The sequence below is a fragment of the Bacillus luti genome (assembly GCF_009739945.1).
Taxonomy (GTDB): domain Bacteria; phylum Bacillota; class Bacilli; order Bacillales; family Bacillaceae_G; genus Bacillus_A; species Bacillus_A luti.
In genome coordinates, this window is record NZ_CP040336.1 from 1,535,313 (window position 1) to 1,560,500 (window position 25,188).

Annotated in this window: 22 protein-coding genes and 1 riboswitch; all 22 genes read left to right on the forward strand. The window is 36.5% G+C overall.

Features of this window, described 5'->3' with window-relative positions; all coding sequences use genetic code 11:
* Nucleotides 1-3: 3 nt before the first annotated feature.
* The 22 genes from rbfA to EUC40_RS08125 all read left to right on the forward strand — a co-directional run bounded on the left by rbfA (nucleotide 4) and on the right by EUC40_RS08125 (nucleotide 25,015).
* Nucleotides 4-360 carry a 30S ribosome-binding factor RbfA gene (gene rbfA / locus EUC40_RS08020; RefSeq protein ID WP_000776443.1) on the forward strand — a complete coding sequence of 119 codons (357 nt, stop codon included), beginning with the start codon at nucleotides 4-6 and terminating at the stop codon, nucleotides 358-360.
* 86 nt (nucleotides 361-446) lie between these two features.
* Nucleotides 447-1,370 carry a tRNA pseudouridine(55) synthase TruB gene (gene truB / locus EUC40_RS08025; RefSeq protein WP_000399353.1) on the forward strand — a complete coding sequence of 308 codons (924 nt, stop codon included), beginning with the start codon at nucleotides 447-449 and terminating at the stop codon, nucleotides 1,368-1,370.
* Between the two features lie 43 nt (nucleotides 1,371-1,413).
* A complete protein-coding gene (gene ribF, locus EUC40_RS08030; protein WP_156574313.1) occupies nucleotides 1,414-2,385 on the forward strand; it encodes a bifunctional riboflavin kinase/FAD synthetase in 972 nt (323 codons plus the stop codon).
* A 100-nt stretch (nucleotides 2,386-2,485) separates the two neighbouring features.
* Nucleotides 2,486-2,755: a 30S ribosomal protein S15 gene (gene rpsO / locus EUC40_RS08035; RefSeq protein ID WP_001229392.1), complete on the forward strand. Its 270-nt coding sequence runs from the start codon at nucleotides 2,486-2,488 to the stop codon at nucleotides 2,753-2,755.
* A 160-nt stretch (nucleotides 2,756-2,915) separates the two neighbouring features.
* Entirely contained in the window at nucleotides 2,916-5,054 is a 2,139-nt protein-coding gene (gene pnp, locus EUC40_RS08040) for a polyribonucleotide nucleotidyltransferase (protein WP_071713240.1), read from the forward strand.
* Nucleotides 5,055-5,205: 151 nt separating this feature from the next.
* Entirely contained in the window at nucleotides 5,206-6,105 is a 900-nt protein-coding gene (locus EUC40_RS08045) for a polysaccharide deacetylase family protein (RefSeq protein ID WP_071713241.1), read from the forward strand.
* 86 nt (nucleotides 6,106-6,191) lie between these two features.
* Complete coding sequence (locus tag EUC40_RS08050) at nucleotides 6,192-7,433, forward strand: M16 family metallopeptidase (protein WP_000593010.1); 1,242 nt, start codon at nucleotides 6,192-6,194, stop codon at nucleotides 7,431-7,433.
* 129 nt (nucleotides 7,434-7,562) lie between these two features.
* On the forward strand, nucleotides 7,563-7,814 hold the full coding sequence (locus EUC40_RS08055) for a YlmC/YmxH family sporulation protein (protein ID WP_001239744.1): 252 nt from the start codon (nucleotides 7,563-7,565) through the stop codon (nucleotides 7,812-7,814).
* A 169-nt stretch (nucleotides 7,815-7,983) separates the two neighbouring features.
* A complete protein-coding gene (gene dpaA, locus EUC40_RS08060; protein WP_156574315.1) occupies nucleotides 7,984-8,886 on the forward strand; it encodes a dipicolinic acid synthetase subunit A in 903 nt (300 codons plus the stop codon).
* Nucleotides 8,883-9,482: a dipicolinate synthase subunit B gene (gene dpaB / locus EUC40_RS08065; RefSeq protein WP_001049480.1), complete on the forward strand. Its 600-nt coding sequence runs from the start codon at nucleotides 8,883-8,885 to the stop codon at nucleotides 9,480-9,482. Before dpaA ends, dpaB begins: the two co-directional genes overlap by 4 nt.
* A 150-nt stretch (nucleotides 9,483-9,632) precedes the next feature.
* The gene (gene asd, locus EUC40_RS08070; RefSeq protein ID WP_156574317.1) at nucleotides 9,633-10,679 is read left to right on the forward strand and encodes an aspartate-semialdehyde dehydrogenase; all 1,047 of its coding nucleotides are present in this window, start codon (nucleotides 9,633-9,635) and stop codon (nucleotides 10,677-10,679) included.
* A 23-nt stretch (nucleotides 10,680-10,702) separates the two neighbouring features.
* A complete protein-coding gene (gene dapG / locus EUC40_RS08075; RefSeq protein ID WP_156574319.1) occupies nucleotides 10,703-11,935 on the forward strand; it encodes an aspartate kinase in 1,233 nt (410 codons plus the stop codon).
* A gap of 11 nt (nucleotides 11,936-11,946) precedes the next feature.
* A complete protein-coding gene (dapA, locus tag EUC40_RS08080; RefSeq protein WP_156574321.1) occupies nucleotides 11,947-12,825 on the forward strand; it encodes a 4-hydroxy-tetrahydrodipicolinate synthase in 879 nt (292 codons plus the stop codon).
* Between the two features lie 775 nt (nucleotides 12,826-13,600).
* Entirely contained in the window at nucleotides 13,601-15,271 is a 1,671-nt protein-coding gene (locus EUC40_RS08085) for a ribonuclease J (RefSeq protein WP_071713246.1), read from the forward strand.
* Between the two features lie 103 nt (nucleotides 15,272-15,374).
* A complete protein-coding gene (gene tepA, locus EUC40_RS08090; protein WP_071713247.1) occupies nucleotides 15,375-16,124 on the forward strand; it encodes a translocation-enhancing protein TepA in 750 nt (249 codons plus the stop codon).
* Nucleotides 16,121-16,324 (forward strand): YlzJ-like family protein, encoded by a 204-nt coding sequence (locus tag EUC40_RS08095; RefSeq protein ID WP_071713248.1) that lies wholly within the window; start codon nucleotides 16,121-16,123, stop codon nucleotides 16,322-16,324. Before tepA ends, EUC40_RS08095 begins: the two co-directional genes overlap by 4 nt.
* Nucleotides 16,325-16,538: 214 nt before the next feature.
* Nucleotides 16,539-18,920 carry a DNA translocase FtsK gene (locus tag EUC40_RS08100; protein WP_156574323.1) on the forward strand — a complete coding sequence of 794 codons (2,382 nt, stop codon included), beginning with the start codon at nucleotides 16,539-16,541 and terminating at the stop codon, nucleotides 18,918-18,920.
* A 203-nt stretch (nucleotides 18,921-19,123) separates the two neighbouring features.
* Nucleotides 19,124-19,225, forward strand: a riboswitch (purine riboswitch).
* Between the two features lie 231 nt (nucleotides 19,226-19,456).
* Nucleotides 19,457-20,182 (forward strand): GntR family transcriptional regulator, encoded by a 726-nt coding sequence (locus EUC40_RS08105; RefSeq protein ID WP_156574326.1) that lies wholly within the window; start codon nucleotides 19,457-19,459, stop codon nucleotides 20,180-20,182.
* Nucleotides 20,183-20,276: 94 nt separating this feature from the next.
* Nucleotides 20,277-21,353: a BMP family lipoprotein gene (locus EUC40_RS08110; protein ID WP_071713250.1), complete on the forward strand. Its 1,077-nt coding sequence runs from the start codon at nucleotides 20,277-20,279 to the stop codon at nucleotides 21,351-21,353.
* A 118-nt stretch (nucleotides 21,354-21,471) separates the two neighbouring features.
* Nucleotides 21,472-23,004, forward strand: a complete 1,533-nt coding sequence (locus EUC40_RS08115) for an ABC transporter ATP-binding protein (RefSeq protein WP_000456910.1) — start codon at nucleotides 21,472-21,474, stop codon at nucleotides 23,002-23,004.
* Nucleotides 22,997-24,055 carry an ABC transporter permease gene (locus EUC40_RS08120; RefSeq protein WP_001085256.1) on the forward strand — a complete coding sequence of 353 codons (1,059 nt, stop codon included), beginning with the start codon at nucleotides 22,997-22,999 and terminating at the stop codon, nucleotides 24,053-24,055. Before EUC40_RS08115 ends, EUC40_RS08120 begins: the two co-directional genes overlap by 8 nt.
* Nucleotides 24,056-25,015, forward strand: coding sequence for an ABC transporter permease (locus EUC40_RS08125; RefSeq protein ID WP_000008854.1), 960 nt, complete (start codon nucleotides 24,056-24,058; stop codon nucleotides 25,013-25,015).
* The last annotated feature ends 173 nt before the right edge of the window (nucleotides 25,016-25,188 follow it).

Sequence of the window (25,188 nt, forward strand, 5' to 3'; positions counted from 1 at the left end):
GTTATGAAATTACGTGCAAACCGTGTAGGCGAGCAAATGAAAAAAGAATTAGGCGACATCATCAGTCGTAAAATTAAAGATCCACGTGTCGGATTTGTTACTGTAACAGATGTACAAGTGAGTGGAGATTTACAAATTGCTACAGTGTATATTTCTGTTTTAGGTGATGAAGAACAGAAAGAAAGTACGCTAAAAGGTTTAGCGAAGGCAAAAGGCTTCATTCGTTCAGAAATTGGCCAACGTATTCGTCTTCGTAAAACGCCGGAAATTTCCTTTGAATTTGATGAATCTATCGGATATGGTCATCGAATTGATACACTTTTACATGAAATTAATAAAGAAGGTAAACGTGAAGAATAATGGATAGACATTTGTCTATCCATTTTTTCAATGTAAAATAAGTTTTAGGTAATGACTATGAAAGAATTACGATGAGGTGAACATATATGGAAGGTGTAGTACTATTACATAAGCCAAAGGGCATGACATCACATGATTGTGTATTTAAATTAAGAAAGATATTGCGTGAAAAACGAATTGGTCATACAGGAACATTAGATCCAGATGTAACAGGAGTATTACCTATTTGTGTTGGACGAGCGACGAAGATTGCGCAATTTTTAACAAGTGAAACGAAAACGTATGAAGGTGAAGTGACACTAGGTTTTTCAACAACAACTGAAGATGCTTCGGGTGAAGTTGTGGAAACGAAAAATGTAGATCGTGTTATTACTCGTAAGGAAGTGGAAGAGGTTCTTGCGGCATTAACAGGTACGATTGAACAAATGCCTCCGATGTTTTCGGCTGTAAAAGTTAATGGGAAAAAATTATATGAATATGCAAGAGCAGGACAAGAGGTTGAACGTCCAGTTCGTACAATTACAATTCATGAATTTGTATTACTAGATGACCGTGAAGTTTTTGAAGGAGAAAATATTTCATTCCGTTTCCGTGTAACGTGTAGTAAAGGGACGTATGTAAGAACGCTCGCAGTAATGATCGGAGAAAAACTTGGTTTTCCATCACATATGTCTCACCTTGTAAGAACAGCATCTGGTGAATTTTTATTAGAAGATTGCATATCATTTGAAGAAATTGAAGAAAACGTGCAAAATGGAACAGTAGAGTCTATCTTCATTTCAATTGATGAAGCGTTAAGCAAGTTCCCGAAAATGGTTGTAGATGAAAAGCAAGCAGAAAAAATAAAGAATGGTATGTTCTTAAAAAATGAATTGCAAATAACGGCGCCATTTATAACAGTGTTTGATAAAAACGATCGCTGCCTTGCAATTTATGAGCACCATCCAAAACACCCTGGTATGCTAAAGCCGATGAAAGTACTTGTGAATAATCAAGAACTAAAGCTATAATGAATTATTGGAAGGATTATTACAGAAAAAGGTGAATTCAAGCGTGAAACTTATTCATTTAACTCATCCACATGAACAAAATAAATTAGAATTACCACCTACTGTAATGGCATTAGGATTTTTTGATGGCATTCATTTAGGACATCAATGTGTGATTCGAACTGCGAAGCAAATAGCAGATGAACGGGGATACAAAAGTGCAGTGATGACATTTTATCCGCATCCATCTGTTGTTTTAGGTAAAAAAGAAGCGCATGCCGAGTATATTACACCAATGTGTGATAAAGAAAAAATAGTCGAGAACTTAGGGATCGATATATTATATGTTGTTAAATTTGACGAATCATTTGCAGGCTTATTGCCACAACAATTTGTAGATGATTATATTATTGGTTTAAATGTAAAGCATGTAGTAGCAGGATTTGATTATTCATATGGACGTTTAGGAAAAGGAAAGATGGAGACTTTACCATTTCATGCAAGAGGGGAGTTTACACAGACTGTGATTGAAAAAGTTGAATTTCAAGAAGAGAAAGTAAGTTCTACAGCATTACGAAAGTTAATTCGAAATGGCGAAATGGAACAAATTCCATCTATTTTAGGTAGAGCGTATACAGTAGGGGGAACGGTTGTACACGGTGACAAACGTGGACGTCAAATTGGTTTTCCGACAGCTAATGTAGGTTTAAGTGATGAGTATCTATTACCACCTGTAGGTGTTTATGCAGTGAGATTAAAAGTTCACGATGAATGGTACGATGGTGTATGTAATATTGGATATAAACCAACCTTTAAAGAAGATGAGCGTCAATTAGCTATTGAAGTGCACTTATTTGAATTTAACAAAGACATATATGATCAAAATGTTACAGTAGAGTGGCATATGCGTATAAGAGAAGAGAAGAAATTCAATGGCATCGATGAGTTAGTTGAACAAATCGCAAAAGATAAGAAAACAGCACAAGAATATTTTGCGAACGAAAAGAATATACTTGCTTTTTCAAATGAAAAGTAGTATTCTATGTTATGTACTTTATGACAACCATTGCTTGGCATTGCGACTCACCGACGCTTGCTAGGTAATTGGGGGTTTAATTATTAGGAGGTGAAATAGGATGGCTTTAACACAAGAGCGTAAAAATGAAATCATTGCACAATTTAGAACTCATGAGACTGATACTGGTTCTCCAGAGGTTCAAATTGCTGTCCTAACGGAGCAAATTAACACTCTAAACGAGCACTTACGTACTCACAAGAAAGATCATCATTCACGTCGTGGTCTATTAAAGATGGTTGGTAAACGTCGTAACTTACTAACTTACCTTCGTAATAGCGATATCACACGTTACCGTGAATTAATCACAAAGCTTGGCTTACGTCGATAGTCAGAGAAGCGGGAATATTCCCGCTTTTTTGTTAGGTAAAAATATATCTTCTACTCTTTATAGCTTACTTCATTTTCGGTAATACTAGAGGTAGAATATTGTGATATACTATCCATTTACATAGAAGAATTGAATACTTTAAATTGAGAGGGGTACTTAAATGAGTCAAGAAAAGCAAGTCTTCTCGATAGATTGGGCTGGTCGTCAGCTAACAGTTGAAACAAGTCAGCTTGCAAAGCAAGCGAACGGAGCAGTATTAGTAAGATATGGCGATACAGCGGTTCTATCTACAGCAACTGCATCAAAAGAAGCTAAAAATGTAGATTTCTTCCCACTTACAGTAAACTATGAAGAGCGTTTATATGCAGTCGGAAAAATTCCTGGCGGTTTCATTAAACGTGAAGGTCGTCCAAGTGAAAAAGCAATTTTGGCAAGTCGTTTAATCGACCGTCCAATTCGTCCACTTTTCGCAGATGGTTTCCGTAACGAAGTACAAGTTGTTAGCATTGTAATGAGTGTTGATCAAGATTGTTCTTCTGAAATGGCAGCTATGCTTGGTTCTTCATTAGCGTTATCGATTTCAGATATTCCATTTGAAGGTCCAATCGCGGGTGCAACAGTTGGTCGTATTAACGGCGAATTCGTTATCAACCCAACAGTAGAACAGCAAGAACAAAGTGATATTCACCTTGTTGTAGCTGGTACGAAAGATGCAATTAACATGGTTGAAGCAGGAGCAGATCAAGTGCCTGAGGAAACGATGTTAGAAGCAATTATGTTTGGTCATGACGAAATTAAACGTCTAATTGCATTCCAAGAAGAGATTGTACAAGCTGTAGGTAAAGAGAAAACAGAAGTGAAACTTTATGAAGTTGACGCTGATCTTAATCAAGCTGTACGTGAAATGTCTGAGAAGGATATGCATTCTGCAATTCAAGTACATGAGAAACATGCACGTGAAGATGCAATTAACGCAGTGAAAAAGCGTGTAATTGAGCATTACGAAGCGCAGGAAGCTGACGCTGATACATTAGGACAAGTAAATGAGATTTTATATAAAATTGTAAAAGAAGAAGTACGTCGTCTTATTACAGTTGAAAAAATCCGCCCAGATGGCCGTAAAGGTGACGAAATCCGTCCATTAGCATCAGAGGTTGGTATTTTATCTCGTACACACGGTTCTGGTTTATTCACACGTGGACAAACACAAGCATTAAGTATTTGTACATTAGGTGCATTAGGCGATGTGCAAATTTTAGATGGTCTTGGTGTAGAAGAATCAAAACGCTTTATGCACCATTACAATTTCCCATCATTTAGTGTTGGTGAAACAAGACCAATGCGTGGACCAGGTCGTCGTGAAATCGGTCACGGTGCACTAGGAGAACGTGCTCTTGAGCCTGTAATTCCATCTGAAAAAGATTTCCCATACACAGTACGTCTTGTATCTGAAGTTTTAGAATCAAATGGTTCTACTTCACAAGCAAGTATTTGTGGTAGTACTTTAGCAATGATGGATGCTGGTGTTCCACTTAAAGCTCCAGTTGCAGGTATTGCAATGGGTCTAGTTAAATCAGGTGAGCATTACACAATTTTATCTGATATTCAAGGTATGGAAGATCATTTAGGTGATATGGACTTTAAAGTAGCAGGTACAGCACAAGGTGTAACTGCACTACAAATGGACATTAAAATCGATGGTCTATCTCGTGAAATTTTAGAAGAGGCATTGCAACAAGCGAAAGTTGGTCGTGTGCATATTCTAAATCATATGTTATCTGTTATTGCAGAGCCACGCACTGAATTATCAGCGTACGCTCCAAAGATTATTACAATGACAATTAACCCAGATAAAATCCGTGACGTTATCGGACCAAGCGGTAAACAAATCAATAAAATTATTGAAGAAACTGGCGTTAAAATTGACATCGAGCAAGATGGTACAGTATTCATTTCTTCAATAAATCAAGAAATGAACGACAAAGCTAAGAAAATTATCGAAGATATCGTTCGCGAAGTACAAGTAGGAGAAATCTACGAAGGAAAAGTGAAACGTGTTGAGAAATTCGGTGCTTTCGTTGAATTATTCAGCGGTAAAGATGGATTAGTTCACATTTCTGAACTTGCACTTGAGCGTGTAGGTAAAGTAGAAGACGTTGTGAAAATCGGTGATGTAATTACAGTTAAAGTTATCGAGATTGACAAGCAAGGTCGCGTGAATTTATCTAGAAAAGTATTGCTAAAAGAAGAGCAAGAAAAAGAAGCTGCTAAAGAAGAAAACAAACAAGAGCAGCAATAAGTAAAAGCCAGTATAACTGGCTTTTTTTGTTATGTAAAAATATGATTTACATATATTTTTATGTCAGTATAGGTATAGTTTTCATTATAACGCTCAAATTAACAAAGATAAGAAGAAAATGTTTTTTTATATAGTTAATGGGAGGGTTCATATGAAAGTTCGTATATTGGCATACATATGTATATTCTTTTTATATGTCAGTGTAGGCTCTTATTCCGTTTTTGCACAGGATAACTTATATGAAGAAATTCAAAAGCATGCAAAACAATATGAGATTGCACCGCAAAATGCGATGATTGATAAAATATGGAAAGCAACACCTGGATATAATGGAAGACAGGTGGATATTGAAGCATCGTATAATAATATGAAAAAGCTAAAGAAATTTGATCAAAAACATCTTGAATTCAAGGAAGTATCACCAAGTGTCCATCTAGAAGATTTATCACCGGCTCCAATTTATAGGGGACATCCAAATAAAAAGATGGTGGGATTAACAATAAATGTGGCATGGGGAAATGAGTATTTGCCTCGTATATTAGAGATTTTGAAAAAACATGATGTGAAGGCGACTTTCTTTTTAGAAGGCCGTTGGGTGAAAGAAAATTTACGATTTGCAAAAATGATTGTTGATGCAAATCAAGAAGTCGGAAATCATTCTTACACACATCCAAATATGAAAACGTTAGCATCTGATGAAATACGAGATCAGTTGCAAAAAACAAATCGAATGATAGAAGTCGCTACGAATCAAAAAGTGAGATGGTTTGCCCCGCCAAGTGGCAGCTTTCGAGATGAAGTAGTGAAAATTGCAGATGATTTTCACATGGGCACGATTATGTGGACAGTAGATACAATCGATTGGAAACGACCAGAACCAGACGTACTATTGCAAAGGGTGATGCGCAAAATACATCCAGGTGCTATTGTATTAATGCATCCTACCTCTTCTACAGCAGAAGCATTAGACACAATGATTACAAAATTGAAGGAACAAGGATATAAAGTAGGGAATATAACAGAATTAATGGATGAAAAACGTGTAGATTAAATACATTTGCATGACATTCATCCTTAAACTTGTTATCATTAAATAATAGCATTTATTTAGAGAAACTGGCAGTAGGAGGAAAGTTTTTGATTAAAAAATATACTTGTAAAAATGGTGTAAGAATAGTTATGGAGAACATACCAACAGTAAGATCGGTTGCGATTGGTATTTGGATCCATGCAGGATCAAGAAATGAAAATGTAAAAAATAACGGGATTTCTCACTTCTTAGAGCACATGTTCTTTAAAGGGACAGAAACACGTAGCGCACGAGAAATTGCAGAATCATTTGATAGCATTGGTGGGCAAGTGAATGCTTTTACTTCAAAAGAATATACATGTTACTATGCGAAGGTGCTAGATGAGCATGCTAAATATGCTTTAGATGTTTTAGCTGATATGTTCTTTAATTCAACATTTGATGAAGAAGAACTGAAAAAAGAGAAGAATGTCGTATGTGAAGAAATTAAAATGTACGAAGATGCTCCAGATGATATTGTACATGATATGTTAACAAAAGCAACATATGAAACGCATCCACTTGGATATCCTATTTTAGGAACAGAAGAAACGCTTGATACGTTTACAGGTGATACGCTGCGTCAATATATAAAAGATCATTACACGCCTGAAAATGTAGTTGTATCAATTGCAGGAAATATTGATGAAGCGTTTTTACAAACAGTAGAGCAATATTTCGGTAGTTATGAAGGAACGACAAACCGTGAACAAGTACATAGCCCAATTTTCCATTTTAATAAGGTAGCACGTAAAAAGGAAACGGAACAAGCTCATTTATGTTTAGGATATAAAGGCTTGCAAATGGGACACGAAGATATTTATAACTTAATTGTATTAAATAATATTTTAGGCGGCAGTATGAGTAGTCGTTTATTCCAAGAAGTACGTGAACAACGCGGGTTAGCCTACTCAGTATTTTCTTACCACTCTTCTTATGAAGATACAGGTATGTTAACACTGTATGGTGGAACAGGTAGTCAACAATTAGATACGCTGTATGATACAATGCAAGAAACGTTAGAGACATTGAAAAATACAGGTATTACAGAAAAAGAGCTTATCAATAGTAAAGAGCAATTAAAAGGAAACTTAATGTTAAGTTTAGAAAGTACGAATAGTCGTATGAGCCGTAATGGTAAAAATGAATTGCTTCTTCGTAAGCATCGTTCACTTGATGAGATTATTGAAAGTGTTAACACTGTAACAAAAGAAAATGTAGACGGGTTAATTCGTAACATGTTTACAGATGAGTTTTCTGCGGCACTTATTAGTCCGGATGGAAAACTTCCAAAAGGAATTAAACTATAATTGTTTTTCATAATATATTCGAAAATAACCGTACCTCTTTTAAAAAAGGTACGGTTATTTTTTTTAGCCATACAGAATAGGTACTAAATATAGATAGCTTACATGAAAAATTCGATAGGAGGAGAGTATATGCGATTAAGTGAATTAAGTGGTAAAGAGATCGTAGATTTAGAAAGAGCAGAAAAAATGGGGGTTTTAGGCTATGTGGATTTAGAGATTAATGAGGGAGATGGACAAATAGAAGCGCTTATTATACCTGCTGGAAAATGGGGAGGTTTTAAAAAGGAACCACAAGAAATAAGGGTAGCGTGGAGGCAAATTAAGAAAGTGGGACATGATATGATCCTTTGTGATATTACAGATCATTCAAATTCGAAATGAATGGCGACCATTTTGGTCGTCTTTTTTATATCTACATATAAAGCTGATAAATCATATGTGCTTTTCGTTTTTCAATCACCTAAAACTCGTACATTACATATGATGTGGAGGAAAAAGAAAAAGTAGGCACTTTTCTTATAAATGACAGAAAAAGAAGGTGAATTAGGGAATGTTGACTGAGATGCATATTGCTGTCATAGGAGGAGATGCAAGACAGCTAGAAGTAATTCGCAAGCTAGTCGAATTGGATGCAAAACTTTCATTGATAGGGTTTGATCAGTTAGATCATGGTTTCACAGGGGCAGCAAAAGAAAGTATACAAAATTTAGATTTCACTTCTGTAGATGCAATTATTTTGCCAGTTGCAGGTACAAATGCCAAGGGAGAAGTAGATACTATTTTTTCAAATGAAAAAGTTTCTATAACGAAAGAACAAATTGAAAATACACCAGAGCATTTTACTATATATTCAGGTATTGGTACGCCTTACTTGGAAAATCTCGTATCTACTACGAACCGAAAGCTAGTTAAATTATTTGATCGTGATGATGTGGCAATCTACAATTCTATTCCGACTGTAGAAGGTACATTAATGATGGTAATTCAACATACCGACTATACAATTCATGGGTCCAATGTAATGGTTTTAGGATTTGGTAGAACAGGGATGAGTGTTGCCAGAGCATTTCAATCATTAGGAGCCCACGTCAAAGTTGGAGCAAGACGATCTGAACATATTGCACGTATTACAGAAATGATGTTTTCTCCTTTCCATATGCAAGATATTGAGAAAGAAGTAGGAAATATCGATATTGTCATTAACACAATTCCGCATCTCGTTGTAACAGCCAATGTTATTTCAAAAATGCCAGCTCATACGTTAGTAATTGATTTAGCTTCTAAACCAGGTGGTACCGACTTTAGATATGCAGAAAAAAGAGGAGTTAAAGCGTTGTTAGCACCTGGTTTGCCGGGCATTGTTGCTCCGAAAACGGCAGGGCAAATTTTAGCAAACGTTCTTTCTCAGTTATTAACAGCAGACGCAATCGCAAAGGGGGAGGAAAAGAAATGAATTTGAAAGGGAAACGAATTGGTTTCGGATTTACAGGTTCACATTGTACGTACGAGGAAGTTATGCCACACTTAGAAAAATTAATTGCTGAAGGAGCGGAAGTACGCCCTGTTGTTTCTTACACTGTTCAATCAACAAATACGAGATTTGGAGAAGGAGCAGAGTGGATTAAAAAGATTGAAGAAGTAACAGGTTTTAAGGCGATTAATTCAATCGTTGGAGCAGAACCACTTGGACCTAAAATTCCATTAGATTGTATGGTAATTGCTCCTTTAACAGGAAACTCTATGAGTAAATTTGCGAATGCAATGACAGATTCTCCTGTACTAATGGCAGCAAAGGCGACGCTGAGAAATGGCAAGCCTGTCGTATTGGCTGTTTCGACGAATGATGCATTAGGATTAAATGGTGTAAACTTAATGCGCCTAATGGCCACAAAAAACATCTACTTCGTCCCATTCGGTCAAGACGCACCAGAGAAAAAACCGAACTCAATGGTAGCTCGTATGGAGCTGCTTGAAGATACAGTATTAGAAGCACTGCAAGGGAAGCAATTGCAACCAGTTGTCGTAGAAAAATTCAGATATATGAATTAAAAAACGAAAAAAAACGGACAATTTTTGATGAAACCATCATTCTTACTGTAGAATATGATAAAATTAACGTTATTAAGATTAGAAGGGGTATTGTATACTCCTTCTGATTCTAAGTTATAGAAGGATTGGTATCTAGAAAGGGGCATAGTGATGGAAAAGCAAAAAACTTTTCATGTCGCTGTAGTTGGAGCAACCGGCGCAGTTGGTGAACAAATGTTAAATACTTTAGAGAAACGAGAATTTCCAATCGGGAAATTAACGTTACTTTCATCTAAACGATCTGCAGGTAAGAAACTTGTATTTAAAGGCGAAGAATTTACAGTTCAAGAGGCAACTCCTGAAAGTTTTGAAGGAGTAGATATCGCACTATTTAGTGCTGGTGGATCTGTATCGAAACAATTAGCGCCAGAAGCAGCAAAACGCGGTGCGATTGTTGTTGATAATACAAGTGCATTCCGTATGACAGAAAACGTGCCACTTGTTGTACCTGAAGTAAATGAAAACGACTTAAAAGAACATAATGGTATTATTGCAAATCCAAACTGTTCTACAATTCAAATGGTAGTAGCTCTTGAGCCAGTTCGTCAGCAATATGGTTTAAAACGAGTAATCGTTTCCACATACCAAGCTGTATCAGGTGCTGGTGCGGCAGCGATTGAAGAACTTCATGAACAATCACAAGCAATCTTAAATGGGGAAGAAGTTAAAGCGAATGTTTTACCTGTATCAGGTGACGAGAAGCATTTCCAAATCGCTTTTAATGCGATTCCACAGATTGATAAATTCCAAGATAATGGATTTACATTTGAAGAAATGAAAATGATTAATGAAACGAAAAAAATTATGCATATGCCAGAACTAGAAGTAGCTGCGACATGTGTACGTTTACCAGTCGTATCAGGACATTCTGAGTCTGTTTACATCGAGGTAGAAAAAGAAGGCGTAACAGTAGAAGAATTTAAGAGCTTACTTGCAAATGCGGAAGGTATTGTTCTGCAAGATAATCCAGAAGAGCAATTATATCCAATGCCAGCTACTGCAGTAGGTAAAAACGAAGTATTCGTTGGAAGAATCCGTAAAGATTTAAATAACGATAAAGGATTCCATCTTTGGGTCGTATCTGATAACTTATTAAAAGGCGCTGCATGGAATTCTGTTCAAATTGCAGAGCGCTTAGTAAAATTACAATTAGTGTAAACGGCTAAGAGAAGGTGCAAAATATGAAAATAATTGTTCAAAAATTTGGTGGCACGTCAGTACGTGATGAAAATGGACGTAAGCATGCGCTTCATCATATAAAAAAATCGTTAGATGCGGGTTATAAAGTAGTTACTGTCGTATCTGCTATGGGCCGTAAAGGTGAACCGTATGCTACTGATACTTTGTTAAATCTTGTAAATCAAGAGGAATCTACTATTTCTAAACGTGAGCAAGATTTATTACTATCATGCGGAGAATTAATCTCAGCAATCGTTTTCTCTAACATGTTAAATGAGAACGGTATAAAAGCAGCAGCATTAAATGGTGCGCAAGCTGGTTTTGTAACAAATGATGATTTTACAAATGCTAAAATTATTGAAATGAACTGCGATCGTGTACATGAAGAGTTACAAAATGTAGATGTAATCGTTGTTACAGGATTCCAAGGACAAACGAAAAAAGGTGATACGACAACACTTGGACGCGGTGGTAGCGATACTTCAGCTTCAGCATTAGGTGTTGCGCTTCATGCTGAATATATCGATATCTTCACAGATGTAGAAGGTGTTATGACTGCGGATCCTCGTATTGTAAAAGATGCACGCCATCTTCAAACTGTAACGTACAATGAAATTTGTAACATGGCTTATCAAGGTGCAAAGGTCGTTCATCCACGTGCAGTTGAAATTGCGATGCATGCAAAAGTACCGCTTCGTGTACGTTCTACGTATTCTGATAGTGAAGGTACTCTCATTTCAGCATCTGATGGTGCTACAAAAGGCCGTGATGTAGAAGAACGTCCTGTTACAGGTATCGCTCATGTATCTAATGTGACGCAAATTAAAGTGCTTGCAAAAGAAACGGCATATGATTTGCAGCAGCATGTGTTTAAAGAAATGGCGAACGAAGGAATCAGTGTCGATTTAATTAACATTTCACCTACTGGTGTAGCTTATACAGTGAGTGATAATGTATCAAATCGTGCAGTTGAATTATTAAAAAACCTTGGATATGAGCCGATTGTGACAGAGCATTGTGCAAAAGTATCTATTGTAGGAGCTGGAATGGCAGGGTACCCAGGGGTTACTGCGAAAATCGTTACAGCTTTAGCGGAAAAAGGTATTCAAATTCTGCAATCAGCAGATAGTCATACAACAATTTGGGTTCTTGTAAAAGAAGTCGATTTAGTGGAGGCTGTAAATGCATTACATAGTGCATTTGAGCTTTCAAAAGAAAAGCAACTGGAACAGTAAGGAGTGAGACCATGATAGATTTTGGGACAATTGCAACTGCGATGGTAACTCCGTTTGATATAAACGGGAATATCGATTTTGCAAAGACAACGAAATTGGTAAATTATTTAATTGATAACGGTACAACAGCAATCGTGGTAGGAGGAACGACAGGAGAATCTCCTACATTAACTTCAGAAGAAAAAGTAGCGTTATATCGCCATGTCGTATCTGTTGTCGATAAAAGGGTGCCCGTAATCGCTGGAACAGGTAGCAATAATACGCATGCTTCTATTGAATTAACTAAAAAGGCAACAGAAGTTGGTGTTGATGCAGTAATGCTAGTAGCGCCGTATTATAACAAGCCGAGTCAAGAAGGAATGTATCAGCATTTTAAAACGATTGCTGAAAGCACGCCGCTTCCGGTTATGCTATATAACGTTCCAGGACGATCTATTGTACAAATCTCCGTTGATACAGTTGTTCGTTTATCAGAAATAGAAAACATTGTTGCGATTAAAGATGCAGGCGGCGATGTGTTGACGATGACAGCAATCATTGAAAAAACAGCGGACGACTTTGCAGTATACAGCGGTGATGATGGTTTAACGTTACCGGCTATGGTAGTTGGAGCGAAAGGGATTGTTTCTGTAGCATCTCATGTTATCGGAAATGAAATGCAAGAAATGATTACAGCATTTCAAGCAGGAGAGTTCAAAAAGGCACAAAAGTTACATCAATTACTTGTTAGAGTAACTGATTCATTATTTATGGCGCCAAGCCCAACTCCAGTAAAGACAGCGTTACAAATGGTAGGGTTAGACGTAGGTTCTGTACGTTTACCACTTCTTCCGTTAACAGAAGAAGAAAGAGTAACGTTACAATCTGTTATGCAATCTATCCCTCGTTAATAAAAAATGACCTAGTGTGAAGCTAGGTCATTTTTTTATTGGTATGAAAATCTTTTCCCCTTTATTCGCATCTATGTGTTCTTATAAGATTTATATTATGCACCTGTTTAACTGCTTCTTCATTATGTATTGCAATATGTATAAGAAAATAATCATACACCTTTAAGGGCAGCAAAAAATCATAGCTATTATAGAATAAACATTTGTATAAACGTAATAAACTACTGCTTCTATTTTTCAGAGTAATTGTCTCGAATATGACGTAATTCATAAAAAAACTTCATTTTATAAGTGTTTTTGTTCGATTCTAGAAAAATAAGTCTTGAAAATCCATATTGTGAAATTAATTTAGAGTATTTAGAGCTATTTCCTCAAAATAATATGGAGTACAAAATCGGAGTAAATATAAAGGAAATTCGTTCGATATTTTTGTTGGAAATCCGTTCTTTTCCTTTTTCTTTCTCACGATTTAACTTGTGTTCTATTTCTTGTATCAGGTATAATATGGCTAAGTAGCTTAGTACGGGTATGCTTAGCAAAATTGGTAAAAATTATAATTTGGTTAAATTTTCATATCATATCGAATAAGATATTTGATTTATATAATGAAAGAGAGGTGAAACCTGGTTTAAAAAATAAACAAGGACATGATATCGCATAACGGTAAGGACATTCGTCTTGGACGGTGAATATATGGTGGTTGCAGAGTTTCCCCTGGTGTCTCTGCAATTTTAGTGAAATCAGTGTTTGCAAGATTTTTAAACCAGGCAACAACATGAAGAGAAAAGAGAATGAGTCTGTTAAAGTATTTGCTCTTGGTGGAGTAGGTGAAATCGGGAAAAACATGTACTGTGTTGAAATTGATTCTGAAATTTTTATTGTAGATGCAGGATTAATGTTCCCAGGAGATGAAATGTTTGGAATTGATATTGTTATTCCTGATATTACATATTTAGTGGAAAATCAAGAGCGAGTAAAAGGTTTATTTATTACTCACGGTCATGAAGATCATATTGGTGGAATTGTTTACGTACTTCGTAAATTATCTATTCCAGTATATGCAACGAAATTAACGGTAGGACTTATACAAGAAAAACTTGGTGAAGCGGGCATGTTAGGCCGTGTAGACTTAAAAACAATCGACGCAAATTCAACAGTAGAGTTTAATACTACAACAGTGTCATTCTTTGGAACGACACATAGTATTCCAGATTCTGTTGGCGTTTGTTTCCATACATCAAAAGGTGCTGTCGTATATACGGGAGACTTTAAATTCGATCAAACTCCAATTGGAAATAGTGGAGCAGACCTTGGGAAAATGGCGCAAATCGGAAATGAAGGCGTACTTTGCTTATTATCTGATAGTACAAATGCTGAGCGTCCAGGCTATACAGGTTCGGAAAAAGAAGTTGGTGTAGAAATTTCTAAAGTGTTCTACGGCGCAGAAGGTCGAATTATTGTTGCTTCATTCGCATCGAATGTACACCGTATTCAACAAGTGTTTGATGCGGCTGCTGAAACGGGCAGAAAAGTAGCGGTAGTGGGACGTAGTATGGTGAAAGTAGTAGACATTGCTAGACGCCTTGGTTATTTAAATGTTCCAGAGGGTATGGTTATTTCGCTACAAGAAGTAGATAACTTCCCAGAGAAAAAGGTAGCTATTTTGACGACAGGTAGTCAAGGGGAGCCAATGGCAGCCCTTTCTAGAATGGCGAAGCAAGCGCATAAACAAATTTCAATTCGTAAAGGTGATACTGTTATTATTGCGGCTTCTCCAATTCCAGGTAATGAAATTTCTGTTTCGAAAATTATTGACTTATTATTTAGAGCTGGAGCGGAAGTTATTTATTACGGCGAAAGAAAAGTACACGTTTCAGGTCATGGTAGTCAAGAAGAATTAAAATTAATGTTAAATTTAATGAAACCGAAGTATTTTGTACCCGTACATGGTGAGTTCCGTATGCAAAAAGCACATGCATATTTAGCTGAAGATGTAGGTATTGCAAGAGAAAATATCTTTATTGTAGAAAAAGGCGATGTAATTGCTTTTGGTGACGATGAAGCAAACTTAGTTGGCAAAGTACAAGCTGGTAATGTATTAATCGATGGATTAGGTGTAGGTGACGTTGGTAATATTGTACTTCGAGATAGAAAGATGTTATCTCAAGATGGAATATTAGTAGTTGTTGTAACACTTGGTAAAGATGAAAAGAAAATAATCTCTGGTCCAGAAATTATTTCACGTGGTTTTGTATACGTTCGTGAATCAGAGGCGTTAATTGACAGATCTACAGAGATTGTACGCATGATTGTTGAGCAATCAATTAAAGAGTATTCGATTGAATGGTCTATGTTAAAACAAAATATTCGTGAATTATTAGGTCAGTTCTTGTACGAAGAGACAAAGAGAAAACCTATGATTTTACCGATTATTATGGAAGTTTAAAAAAGGTCACCTTTACGGGTGATCTTTTTTCTTTTCCAACTCCGTCGAATGAAATTTATAACTTAAGAAATAATAGTGATATACGAGTGAAAGGGGATGCGATATGACAGAACGTGAGCGTAATGCAAATGAAGAGAAAGAAGCTGAGCCAAAAGAAACGGGGAAAGAAGCTTCGATAGTAGAGAAAATTCAACAGCTTGGACAAACGAATGTGCCACAAATGAACGAATCACGTATTCATTGTTTAACAATCGTTGGGCAAGTGGAAGGGCATGTTCAGTTACCTCCGCAAAACAAAACAACAAAATATGAGCACATCATTCCGCAAATTGTCGCGATTGAACAAAATCCGAAAATTGAAGGTTTACTTTTAATATTGAACACAGTTGGAGGTGACGTTGAAGCTGGGCTAGCAATTTCTGAAATGGTAGCTTCGCTTTCAAAGCCAACGGTATCTCTTGTTTTAGGTGGGGGGCACTCTATTGGTGTGCCAATCGCTGTTTCTACTGATTATTCATTTATTGCGGAAACTGCGACGATGACGATTCATCCAATTCGTCTAACCGGTCTTGTTATAGGTGTACCACAAACATTTGAGTATTTGGATAAAATGCAAGAAAGAGTCATTCGATTTGTGACGAAGCATTCGAAAGTAACGGAAGATCGTTTTAAAGAGCTGATGTTTGCGAAGGGGAATTTAACACGGGATATTGGGACGAATGTAATTGGTGGAGATGCAGTGAAGTATGGACTTATAGATGATGTTGGTGGTATTGGCAGTGCACTTCGAAAATTAAATGAATTAATAGATGCACGCATGGATAATAATGCTGAAGGGACAATGCTACAATGATTTTATATACAATTATGCCAGAGCAACTTGTGTATCCAGCCGATTATTCACAGTGTGAAAGTCAAAAAGTTGTAAATATAAATGGTGTGGAATTAATGGTTTCTGAAGAGGAACATGGGTGTTATTCTATTGTACGCGTGTTAAGTACGAATCCTTTTGATTACTTAGATTATGAGCCTGGACAGAAAATAACCTTTTAGCAAAAAGAAGGATTTTGCTTAGAAGCTATGGTATAATATAAAAAACAAGACGGTTGAGCAGCCATGAGTAGGCTGCTTTCTTCTGTTTATTTAGCATTTTACAGGAAGTGTAAAAATAGAAGATATAAAGACCTGAAAAAATAGAGAAAACAGACATATAAGTAGGGCTTTTTAGAAGGAAGTTTTTCTTATATGCAGAACGTGAGGTGAAGAAATGGCAAAACAAAAGCAAAGAGGGACGAAGGCGAAAGCAAGACGTACGATAAAGCCAACTTTGTATTATGAAATCGTTGGTTTAACTCTTTTTGCACTTTCAATCATTACGATTTTACAGCTAGGTGTTGTAGGAAAATCGTTTGTGTTGTTTTTTCGCTTCTTCTTTGGTGAGTGGTACATAATTGGTGTGTTAGGTGTAATAGCTTTATCGGTTTCCTTTGTTATAAAACGTGGATGGCCAAACCTTTTAAATAAAAGGTTAATTGGATTTTATTTAATTGTATTGGCGATATTAATGTTTAGTCATATTACATTATTTAACCTACTTACGAAAGATGGAGCAGTGCAAAATACTTCTGTTATTGTGAGTACGAAAGATAACTTCTTTCTTGAAATGAAAAAGGGGCCAGATAGTGTTCATTTAGGTGGAGGTATGTTTGGTGCGCTTATGTTCGCAACATGCTACTTCTTATTTGATGAAGTAGGAGCCTATATTATCGGGATTATATTGGTTATTCTTGGAATACTCTGTATAACCAATAAACATATTGGAGAAGTACTAGCTCCGGTTGGTAGAATTCTTAGAAGTCAATTTGAAGTGGTGCAAGGGGATTATAAAGATTGGAGATCCAAAAGAGCCGCTGAACAAACAGAAAAGAAAAAAACAACAAGAAGTACACGGAGCAGACGTGCTGCAGAACAAGAAGAAATTATTGAGCCAGTGGAAGAAATCCAAATTGATCCTCCGATTATTTCAAATTTCACTGAGAATTATCCTGTAAACGAAGAAGAGGATAAACGAATCGAAGTAGAACAAGAAGAGTCGATTCCTTCTCCGTTTATCGAAGAAGCTCCACCTGTTGAGGAGCCACAGAAAAAGCGTGGAGAAAAAATTGTTGAATCGTTAGAGGCGGAAACGCAAGCACCTCCTATGCAATTTTCAAATGTGGAAAATAAAGACTATAAGCTTCCTTCTCTTGATATATTGAAATTCCCAAAAAATAAACAAGTGACAAATGAAAATGCGGAGATTTACGAAAATGCTCGTAAATTAGAACGGACATTCCAAAGTTTTGGTGTGAAAGCGAAAGTAACCAAAGTACATAGAGGTCCGGCAGTTACGAAGTATGAGGTATATCCGGATATGGGAGTGAAGGTAAGTAAAATCGTTAGTTTAAGTGATGATTTAGCGCTTGCATTAGCAGCGAAAGATATTCGTATTGAAGCACCAATTCCCGGGAAATCAGCTGTAGGGATTGAGGTTCCGAATTCGGAAGTTTCTATGGTAACGCTTAGAGAGGTTCTGGATTCAAAGGCTAATAATCATCCGGAAGAAAAGCTATTAATTGGTCTTGGACGAGATATTACAGGAGAAGCGGTATTAGCTCGTTTAAATAAAATGCCCCATTTACTAGTAGCTGGTGCGACTGGTAGTGGGAAAAGTGTATGTATTAACGGTATTATTGTTAGTATTTTAATGCGTGCAAAACCGCATGAAGTAAAATTAATGATGATTGATCCGAAAATGGTAGAGTTAAATGTATATAATGGTGTTCCGCACTTATTAACGCCAGTTGTAACTGATCCGAAAAAGGCGTCACAGGCTTTGAAAAAAGTTGTAAGTGAGATGGAGCGTCGTTACGAATTATTTGCTCATAGTGGAACGCGTAACATTGAAGGATACAATGACTATATTAAAGAGCACAACAGTCAATCAGAAGCGAAACAACCTGAATTACCGTATATTGTAGTAATTGTGGACGAGCTGGCAGACTTAATGATGGTTGCTTCTTCAGATGTAGAGGATGCAATTATGCGTTTAGCACAAATGGCGCGTGCTGCTGGTATTCATTTAATTATCGCGACGCAACGTCCGTCAGTTGATGTTATTACCGGTGTTATTAAAGCAAATATTCCATCACGTATTGCATTTGCTGTATCTTCTCAAACAGATTCTCGTACAATTCTTGACGGTGGTGGTGCAGAGAAGCTGCTAGGCCGAGGGGATATGTTGTTCATACCAATTGGTGCATCGAAGCCTGTGCGTGTACAAGGCGCATTTTTATCAGACGATGAAGTTGAAAGAGTTGTAGAATATGTTATTGGGCAGCAAAAAGCACAATATCAAGAAGATATGATTCCGCAAGATGTTCCTGATACAAAGCAGGAAGTAGAAGATGAATTATATGATGAAGCAGTTCAACTCGTAGTGGAAATGCAAACGGCCTCTGTTTCTATGCTGCAACGTAGATTTAGAGTAGGGTATACGCGAGCTGCTCGTTTAATAGATGCAATGGAAATGAATGGTGTAGTAGGCCCTTATGAAGGTAGTAAACCGAGAGAAGTACTCATAAATGATGTGCAAGAAAAAAGTTCTTAAAAAAAGCCTAATTGTTTTTACAATTAGGCTTTTTTATATGCTGTTTTTGTTATATACTATAGTCAATGATAAAGAAAGGGCTTACATATAGGTAATTTCTTTAGAATGCGAATACTACGAGTATGATTTTTATAAACGTTCGATATTCAATGTAGAAAAATGTTAAATTTTGTTGACACGTATGGGAGCAAGTGGTAAGATTACTTCGAAAAGAATCACTGCCTCATATAATCTTGGAGATAAGGTCCATAAGTTTCTACCTAGCAACCATGAATTGCTGGACTATGAGGGGAAAAGTGTGTAACAAAGGATGTAAGGAATCTTTGTGCCGAACTTTTTCTCGATATGAGGAATGTTTATGGTGCAAAGTTTTTTTTATGGATTAAAGAGTGAAAATTTATTCTTGAAAAATTATTAATATTTATTCGACGATTATGTTTATTTTTAGTATTTAGTAATTTGCTATGTTGTAAGTTGAAAAAAGAGAAAAGAAGTCTTACATCAGAGGTCGAATAATTGAAATGCGGGGGAGTCTTATGTCAGTAAAATCCGATAGTCGTCACCTATATTTACGGGTGATAGATCACATCAAAGAAAAAATTAAAGATGGAGCTTACAAAGAAAGACAGAAGTTACCGTCAGAGTTTGATTTAGCGAAAGAACTTGGCGTAAGTAGAGCAACTTTAAGGGAAGCACTGCGTATTTTAGAGGAAGAAAATGTTGTTATTCGTAGACATGGTGTGGGGACATTTGTAAATGCGAAACCGCTATTTTCTTCTGGAATTGAGCAACTTTCTAGTATTACAGATATGATTTCTAGTGTGGGGAAAACACCAGGAACAATCTTTTTATCATCATCTACAACAACTTTAACAGAAGAAGAAAAAGAGAAATTTAATTGTGAAGATGGATTTAATGCAGTAATGATTGAGCGTGTGCGTACAGCAGATGGGGAACCAGTTGTATATTGCGTTGATAAACTGGCAAAAGAGATTTTACCAGATTTATCAGGATACAATGAGGAATCGTTGCTTACTGTTATACATAATAATACGCACAAACGTATTACGTACGCGGTTGCTCACATTGAGCCAATAGGCTATCATTCGAAAATTTCACCGATTTTAGAATGTGAACCCGAAACGGCGCTGCTAGTTTTAAAGCAAATGCACTATGATCAAAATGATGAACCAATTTTGTATTCTATCAATTACTTTAGAGCTGATAAGTTTAGCTTCCACGTATTAAGAAAGCGTATGTAGGCATGTTCCATTTTAGGGAGGTGACAGCAAGAAGTTAGGGACAGCAGCGTAAGAATAAAGAGATATATTTATTATTTTAGGAGGGGTTTCTAGTATGAAGAAAAAAACAGGTCTATTATTATCGTTAACGTTAGCAGCAAGTACAGTGTTAGGTGCATGTGGTAATTCGGATAAAGCGGATGGCGGCAAAAAAGATGATAAAGAGTTTAAAGTTGGTATGGTTACAGATGTTGGGGGCGTTGATGATAAATCATTCAACCAATCTTCTTGGGAAGGTTTAAAAAAGTTTGGTAAAGATAATAAATTAAAGGAAAAAACAAATTATCGTTACCTACAGTCTGAAAAAGAAGCAGATTATATTCCAAACTTAAAGAAATTTTCAAAAGATAAGTATGATTTATCTTTCGGAATTGGTTATAAATTAGAAGGTGCAATTAAAGAGGTAGCAAAAGAATCTCCAAAACAACAATTCGCAATCGTTGATACTGTTGTAGATGCACCAAACGTAACGAGCATTACATTTAAAGATCATGAAGGGTCATTCCTTGTAGGTGCGGTGGCAGCTATGTCAACAAAAACGAATAAAGTAGGATTTGTTGGTGGAATGAAGAGTGATTTAATTAGTAAATTTGAAAATGGATTTAAAGCTGGTGCAAAAGCAGTAAATCCAAACATTGAAATCGTATCTGAATATGCAGAAGCATTCGATAAGCCTGAAAAAGGTACAGTTCTTGCTTCAGCAATGTACGGTGGAGGCGTAGATGTAATTTATCATGCTGCTGGTGGTACAGGTAACGGCGTGTTCACTGAAGCGAAAAACCGTAAGAAAAAAGGTGAGAACGTTTGGGTAATCGGTGTTGACCGTGACCAACATCAAGAAGGTATGCCTGAAAACGTAACATTAACTTCAATGGTAAAACGTGTAGATATCGCTGTTGAAAAAGTAGCACAAGAAGCAAAAGATGGTAAATTAGAAGGCGGTAAAGTAGAAGCATTTGGTTTAAAAGATGACGGTGTTGGTATTGCAAAAACAACTGACAACGTGAAAAAAGTTAATCCTGAAATTTTAACAAAAGTAGAAGAGCTTGAAAAGAAAATCACAGATGGTGAAATTAAAGTGCCAGCTACAGATAAAGAGTATAAAGAATATGAAGCTTCTCTAAAAAAATAAATAGAGAAATAGCAAAGGTTAGTTCATAGAACTAACCTTTGTATGTATAAAACTTCCAAATTGCTTAATAAGTTAATAGTGTAATAGGGGAATGTTCCCTGTTAAAAGGAGGAACACAATGGAATACGTAATTGAGATGAATAACATTACGAAAGTATTCCCAGGCATTGTAGCGAATGATGATATTACGCTGCAAGTAAAGCAGGGAGAAATACATGCTTTACTTGGAGAAAATGGTGCAGGGAAATCCACATTGATGAATGTACTATTTGGTTTGTACCAGCCAGAACAAGGTGAAATTAAAATTAAAGGGAAACCTGTAAAAATTACAAACCCAAATATAGCAAATGACCTTGGTATTGGGATGGTCCATCAGCACTTTATGCTTGTTCATAATTTTACAGTTACTGAGAATATTATTCTCGGAAATGAGCCGAAGAAAAAAGGGAAAATTGCTGTTGAAGAAGCTGCTAAAGAAATCCAAAAATTGTCTGAGCAATACGGTTTAGCTGTAGATCCATATGCAAAAATACAGGATATTTCTGTTGGTATGCAACAGCGTGTTGAAATTTTGAAAACACTTTATCGAGGGGCAGAAATTTTAATATTTGATGAACCGACGGCAGTGTTAACACCACAAGAAATTCATGAGCTTATTCAAATTATGAAAAAGCTTGTACAAGAAGGTAAATCTATCATTCTTATTACACATAAGTTGAAAGAAATTATGGAAGTTTGCGATCGTTGTACAATTATTCGTAAAGGAAAAGGGATTGGAACGGTTGACGTTGCAAATACGGATGAACATAAACTTGCAGAATTAATGGTCGGACGTCAAGTGAATTTCAAAACAGAAAAAATAGACGCTAAGCCAAAAGAAGAAGTACTTTCAATTGCAAACATTGTTGTTCACGATGCGCGCCAACTACCTGCTGTAAAAGGCCTTGACTTAACTGTTCGTGCGGGGGAAATCGTTGGTATTGCAGGGATTGATGGAAATGGACAAAGTGAATTAATAGAAGCAATTACTGGTTTACGAAAAGTTGAGTCAGGTTCTATTGCAATTAAAGGAAAAGAAATAACGAATTGGCCTGTTAGAAGAATAACAGAAGAAGGAATTGGTCATATTCCAGAAGATCGTCATAAACACGGACTCGTTCTTGATTTTTCTGTTAGAGATAATATAGTTCTGCAAACTTATTATAAAAACCCGTTTTCAAAAAAAGGAATTTTAAATTTCAGCAAAATTACAGAAAAAGCAAAGGCGCTTATTGAACAGTTTGATGTACGTACGCCAAGTGAGCAAACGTTAGCGCGTGCTCTATCTGGTGGAAATCAGCAAAAAGCAATTATTGCACGTGAAGTAGACCGTGATCCAGATTTATTAATCGCTGCGCAACCAACACGTGGTTTAGATGTGGGAGCAATTGAATTTATTCATAAGAGATTAATAGAACAAAGGGATAAAGGAAAAGCAGTGCTACTTTTATCACTAGAGTTAGAGGAAATCTTAAATGTTAGTGATCGAATTGCTGTTATTTACGAAGGGAAAATTGTGGCAATTGTTGATGCGAAAGAAACGAACGAACAACAGCTTGGATTGTTAATGGCTGGAGGAACAAAGAAAGAGCAGGTGGGTACAAATGGCTAAAAAACTTTTAACAGAACGAACGATAAATATTTTAGTCCCAGTACTATCCGTTATTTTCGGCTTACTTGTAGGAGCAATTGTAATGCTAGTTAGTGGGTATGATCCAATAGTTGGTTATAGTGCACTTTGGACAGGAATGTTCGGCAGTGCAAGTGCAATTGGTGAGACGCTTCGTACAATGATACCGCTTATTCTTGCTGGATTATCTGTGGCGTTTGCATTTCGTACAGGCCTATTTAATATCGGAGTAGAGGGTCAATTGTTAGTTGGTTGGCTTGCGGCAGTTTGGTTCGGTTATGCAGTTTCGCTACCAGCTGTTCTTCACATTCCATTATCTATTTTATTTGCAGCGTTGGTGGGAGGAATATGGGGCTTTATTCCTGGGTACTTAAAAGGAAAGTTTCAAGTTAATGAAGTTATTGTAACAATTATGATGAACTATATCGCGTTATTTGTAACATATGACATCATTAAGCGCTTTTTACATGAGGGTAATGATAAAACGTACGACATTAAAGAGAGTGCGTCATTATCTTCTGATTGGCTTGCTTCCATTACTGATGGTTCACGCCTTCACTGGGGAATTATTGTGGCCATTTTAGTAGCTATCTTAATGTGGTTCTTATTAGATCGAACAACTTTAGGTTACGAATTAAAGTCAGTAGGATTTAATCAACATGCTTCTCAATATGCAGGTATGAAAGTTTCTCGTAATGTAGTATTCTCCATGACAATTGCTGGTGCATTTGCAGGGATTGGTGGAGCAATGGAAGGATTAGGAACATTCCAAAGTATGACAGCGATGTCTTCGTTTACGGGAGTCGGATTTGACGGAATTGCCGTAGCGCTCCTTGGAGGAAATAACCCGTTTGGTATTATTCTTTCAGCATTATTATTTGGCGGTTTGAAAAGTGCTTCCCCTCAAATGAACTTTGAGGCAGATGTACCATCAGAGCTTATTAACGTAATTATTGCGTGTATCATCTTCTTTGTTGCATGTAGTTATGTGTTAAGATGGGCGCTTACACGCATGAGCAAGGAGGGGAAATAAATGAGCTTTTTAGATATATTAGCCATTCTTGTGACGGGTACGTTATATACATCAGCACCTATAATTTTCACAGCACTAGGTGGTGTATTTAGTGAAAGATCAGGTGTTGTAAATATCGGATTAGAAGGACTAATGCTATTTGGTGCATTTATTGGAGTTGTTACAAACCTATTAATGGGCGATACTTGGGGAACGATGACGCCATGGATTGCATTATTATTTGCGGCAATTGGTAGTGGATTATTCGCATTACTTCATGCGGTAGCATCTATTACATTCCGAGCTGATCAAGTTGTAAGTGGTGTAGCGATTAACTTCTTATCTCTTGGTTTAACAGTATTTGCAATTAAGAAGATTTTTGATAAAGGACAGACTGACTTTATTCAGTACCGTATTGAAAAGATTGACATTCCAGGTCTTTCGGATATTCCTGTTATAGGGAAAGTATTTTTCTCAAACGTACCGATAACGTCGTATATTGCCATTATTTTAGCATTCGTTGTTTGGTATGTTATTTATAAAACGCCGTTTGGGCTTCGTCTACGTGCTGTTGGTGAACATCCAATGGCAGCCGATACGATGGGGATTAATGTATATAAAATGCGCTATATCGGTGTTTGTATATCAGGTGTGTTTGCTGGAATTGGTGGGGCAGTTTTTGCAATGTCAATTTCTAATAACTTTTCTGGAGCAACTATTACAGGACAAGGTTTCTTAGCTTTAGCTGCTATGATTTTTGGAAAGTGGAATCCACTAGGTGCATTAGGCGCAGCACTATTCTTTGGTTTTGCACAATCGCTTAGCGTAACAGGTGGAACAATTCCTGTATTAGATCAAATTCCAAGTGTTTTATTAACGATATTACCATATGTATTCACAATATTAGCACTTGTTGGTTTTGTTGGTCGTTCGGAAGCGCCGAAAGCATTAGGAACACCTTATGAAAAAGGAAAACGATAAGAATTTTGTAAGCATAAAAAAGCTCGCACATTAGTGCGGGCTTTTTTACATAGAATATGTTTAATACGGGATTTTTCCATATTCCTTACATACTAAAGTTTTTAGAAAGAATCATATGTAAGCATAATAAGGAAGAAAAGTTGATTTTATATTTCTAAAAACTGTATATTGAA

What these genes read in the sequence shown, in the direction of transcription:
- rbfA (WP_000776443.1), top strand. Translation starts at nt 4, where the DNA reads ATGAAATTACGTGCAAACCGTGTAGGCGAGCAAATGAAAAAAGAATTA.
- truB (WP_000399353.1), top strand. Translation starts at nt 447, where the DNA reads ATGGAAGGTGTAGTACTATTACATAAGCCAAAGGGCATGACATCACAT.
- rpsO (WP_001229392.1), top strand. Translation starts at nt 2,486, where the DNA reads ATGGCTTTAACACAAGAGCGTAAAAATGAAATCATTGCACAATTTAGA.
- pnp (WP_071713240.1), top strand. Translation starts at nt 2,916, where the DNA reads ATGAGTCAAGAAAAGCAAGTCTTCTCGATAGATTGGGCTGGTCGTCAG.
- EUC40_RS08045 (WP_071713241.1), top strand. Translation starts at nt 5,206, where the DNA reads ATGAAAGTTCGTATATTGGCATACATATGTATATTCTTTTTATATGTC.
- EUC40_RS08055 (WP_001239744.1), top strand. Translation starts at nt 7,563, where the DNA reads ATGCGATTAAGTGAATTAAGTGGTAAAGAGATCGTAGATTTAGAAAGA.
- dpaA (WP_156574315.1), top strand. Translation starts at nt 7,984, where the DNA reads ATGTTGACTGAGATGCATATTGCTGTCATAGGAGGAGATGCAAGACAG.
- dpaB (WP_001049480.1), top strand. Translation starts at nt 8,883, where the DNA reads ATGAATTTGAAAGGGAAACGAATTGGTTTCGGATTTACAGGTTCACAT.
- asd (WP_156574317.1), top strand. Translation starts at nt 9,633, where the DNA reads ATGGAAAAGCAAAAAACTTTTCATGTCGCTGTAGTTGGAGCAACCGGC.
- dapG (WP_156574319.1), top strand. Translation starts at nt 10,703, where the DNA reads ATGAAAATAATTGTTCAAAAATTTGGTGGCACGTCAGTACGTGATGAA.
- dapA (WP_156574321.1), top strand. Translation starts at nt 11,947, where the DNA reads ATGATAGATTTTGGGACAATTGCAACTGCGATGGTAACTCCGTTTGAT.
- EUC40_RS08085 (WP_071713246.1), top strand. Translation starts at nt 13,601, where the DNA reads ATGAAGAGAAAAGAGAATGAGTCTGTTAAAGTATTTGCTCTTGGTGGA.
- tepA (WP_071713247.1), top strand. Translation starts at nt 15,375, where the DNA reads ATGACAGAACGTGAGCGTAATGCAAATGAAGAGAAAGAAGCTGAGCCA.
- EUC40_RS08095 (WP_071713248.1), top strand. Translation starts at nt 16,121, where the DNA reads ATGATTTTATATACAATTATGCCAGAGCAACTTGTGTATCCAGCCGAT.
- EUC40_RS08100 (WP_156574323.1), top strand. Translation starts at nt 16,539, where the DNA reads ATGGCAAAACAAAAGCAAAGAGGGACGAAGGCGAAAGCAAGACGTACG.
- EUC40_RS08105 (WP_156574326.1), top strand. Translation starts at nt 19,457, where the DNA reads ATGTCAGTAAAATCCGATAGTCGTCACCTATATTTACGGGTGATAGAT.
- EUC40_RS08110 (WP_071713250.1), top strand. Translation starts at nt 20,277, where the DNA reads ATGAAGAAAAAAACAGGTCTATTATTATCGTTAACGTTAGCAGCAAGT.
- EUC40_RS08115 (WP_000456910.1), top strand. Translation starts at nt 21,472, where the DNA reads ATGGAATACGTAATTGAGATGAATAACATTACGAAAGTATTCCCAGGC.
- EUC40_RS08120 (WP_001085256.1), top strand. Translation starts at nt 22,997, where the DNA reads ATGGCTAAAAAACTTTTAACAGAACGAACGATAAATATTTTAGTCCCA.
- EUC40_RS08125 (WP_000008854.1), top strand. Translation starts at nt 24,056, where the DNA reads ATGAGCTTTTTAGATATATTAGCCATTCTTGTGACGGGTACGTTATAT.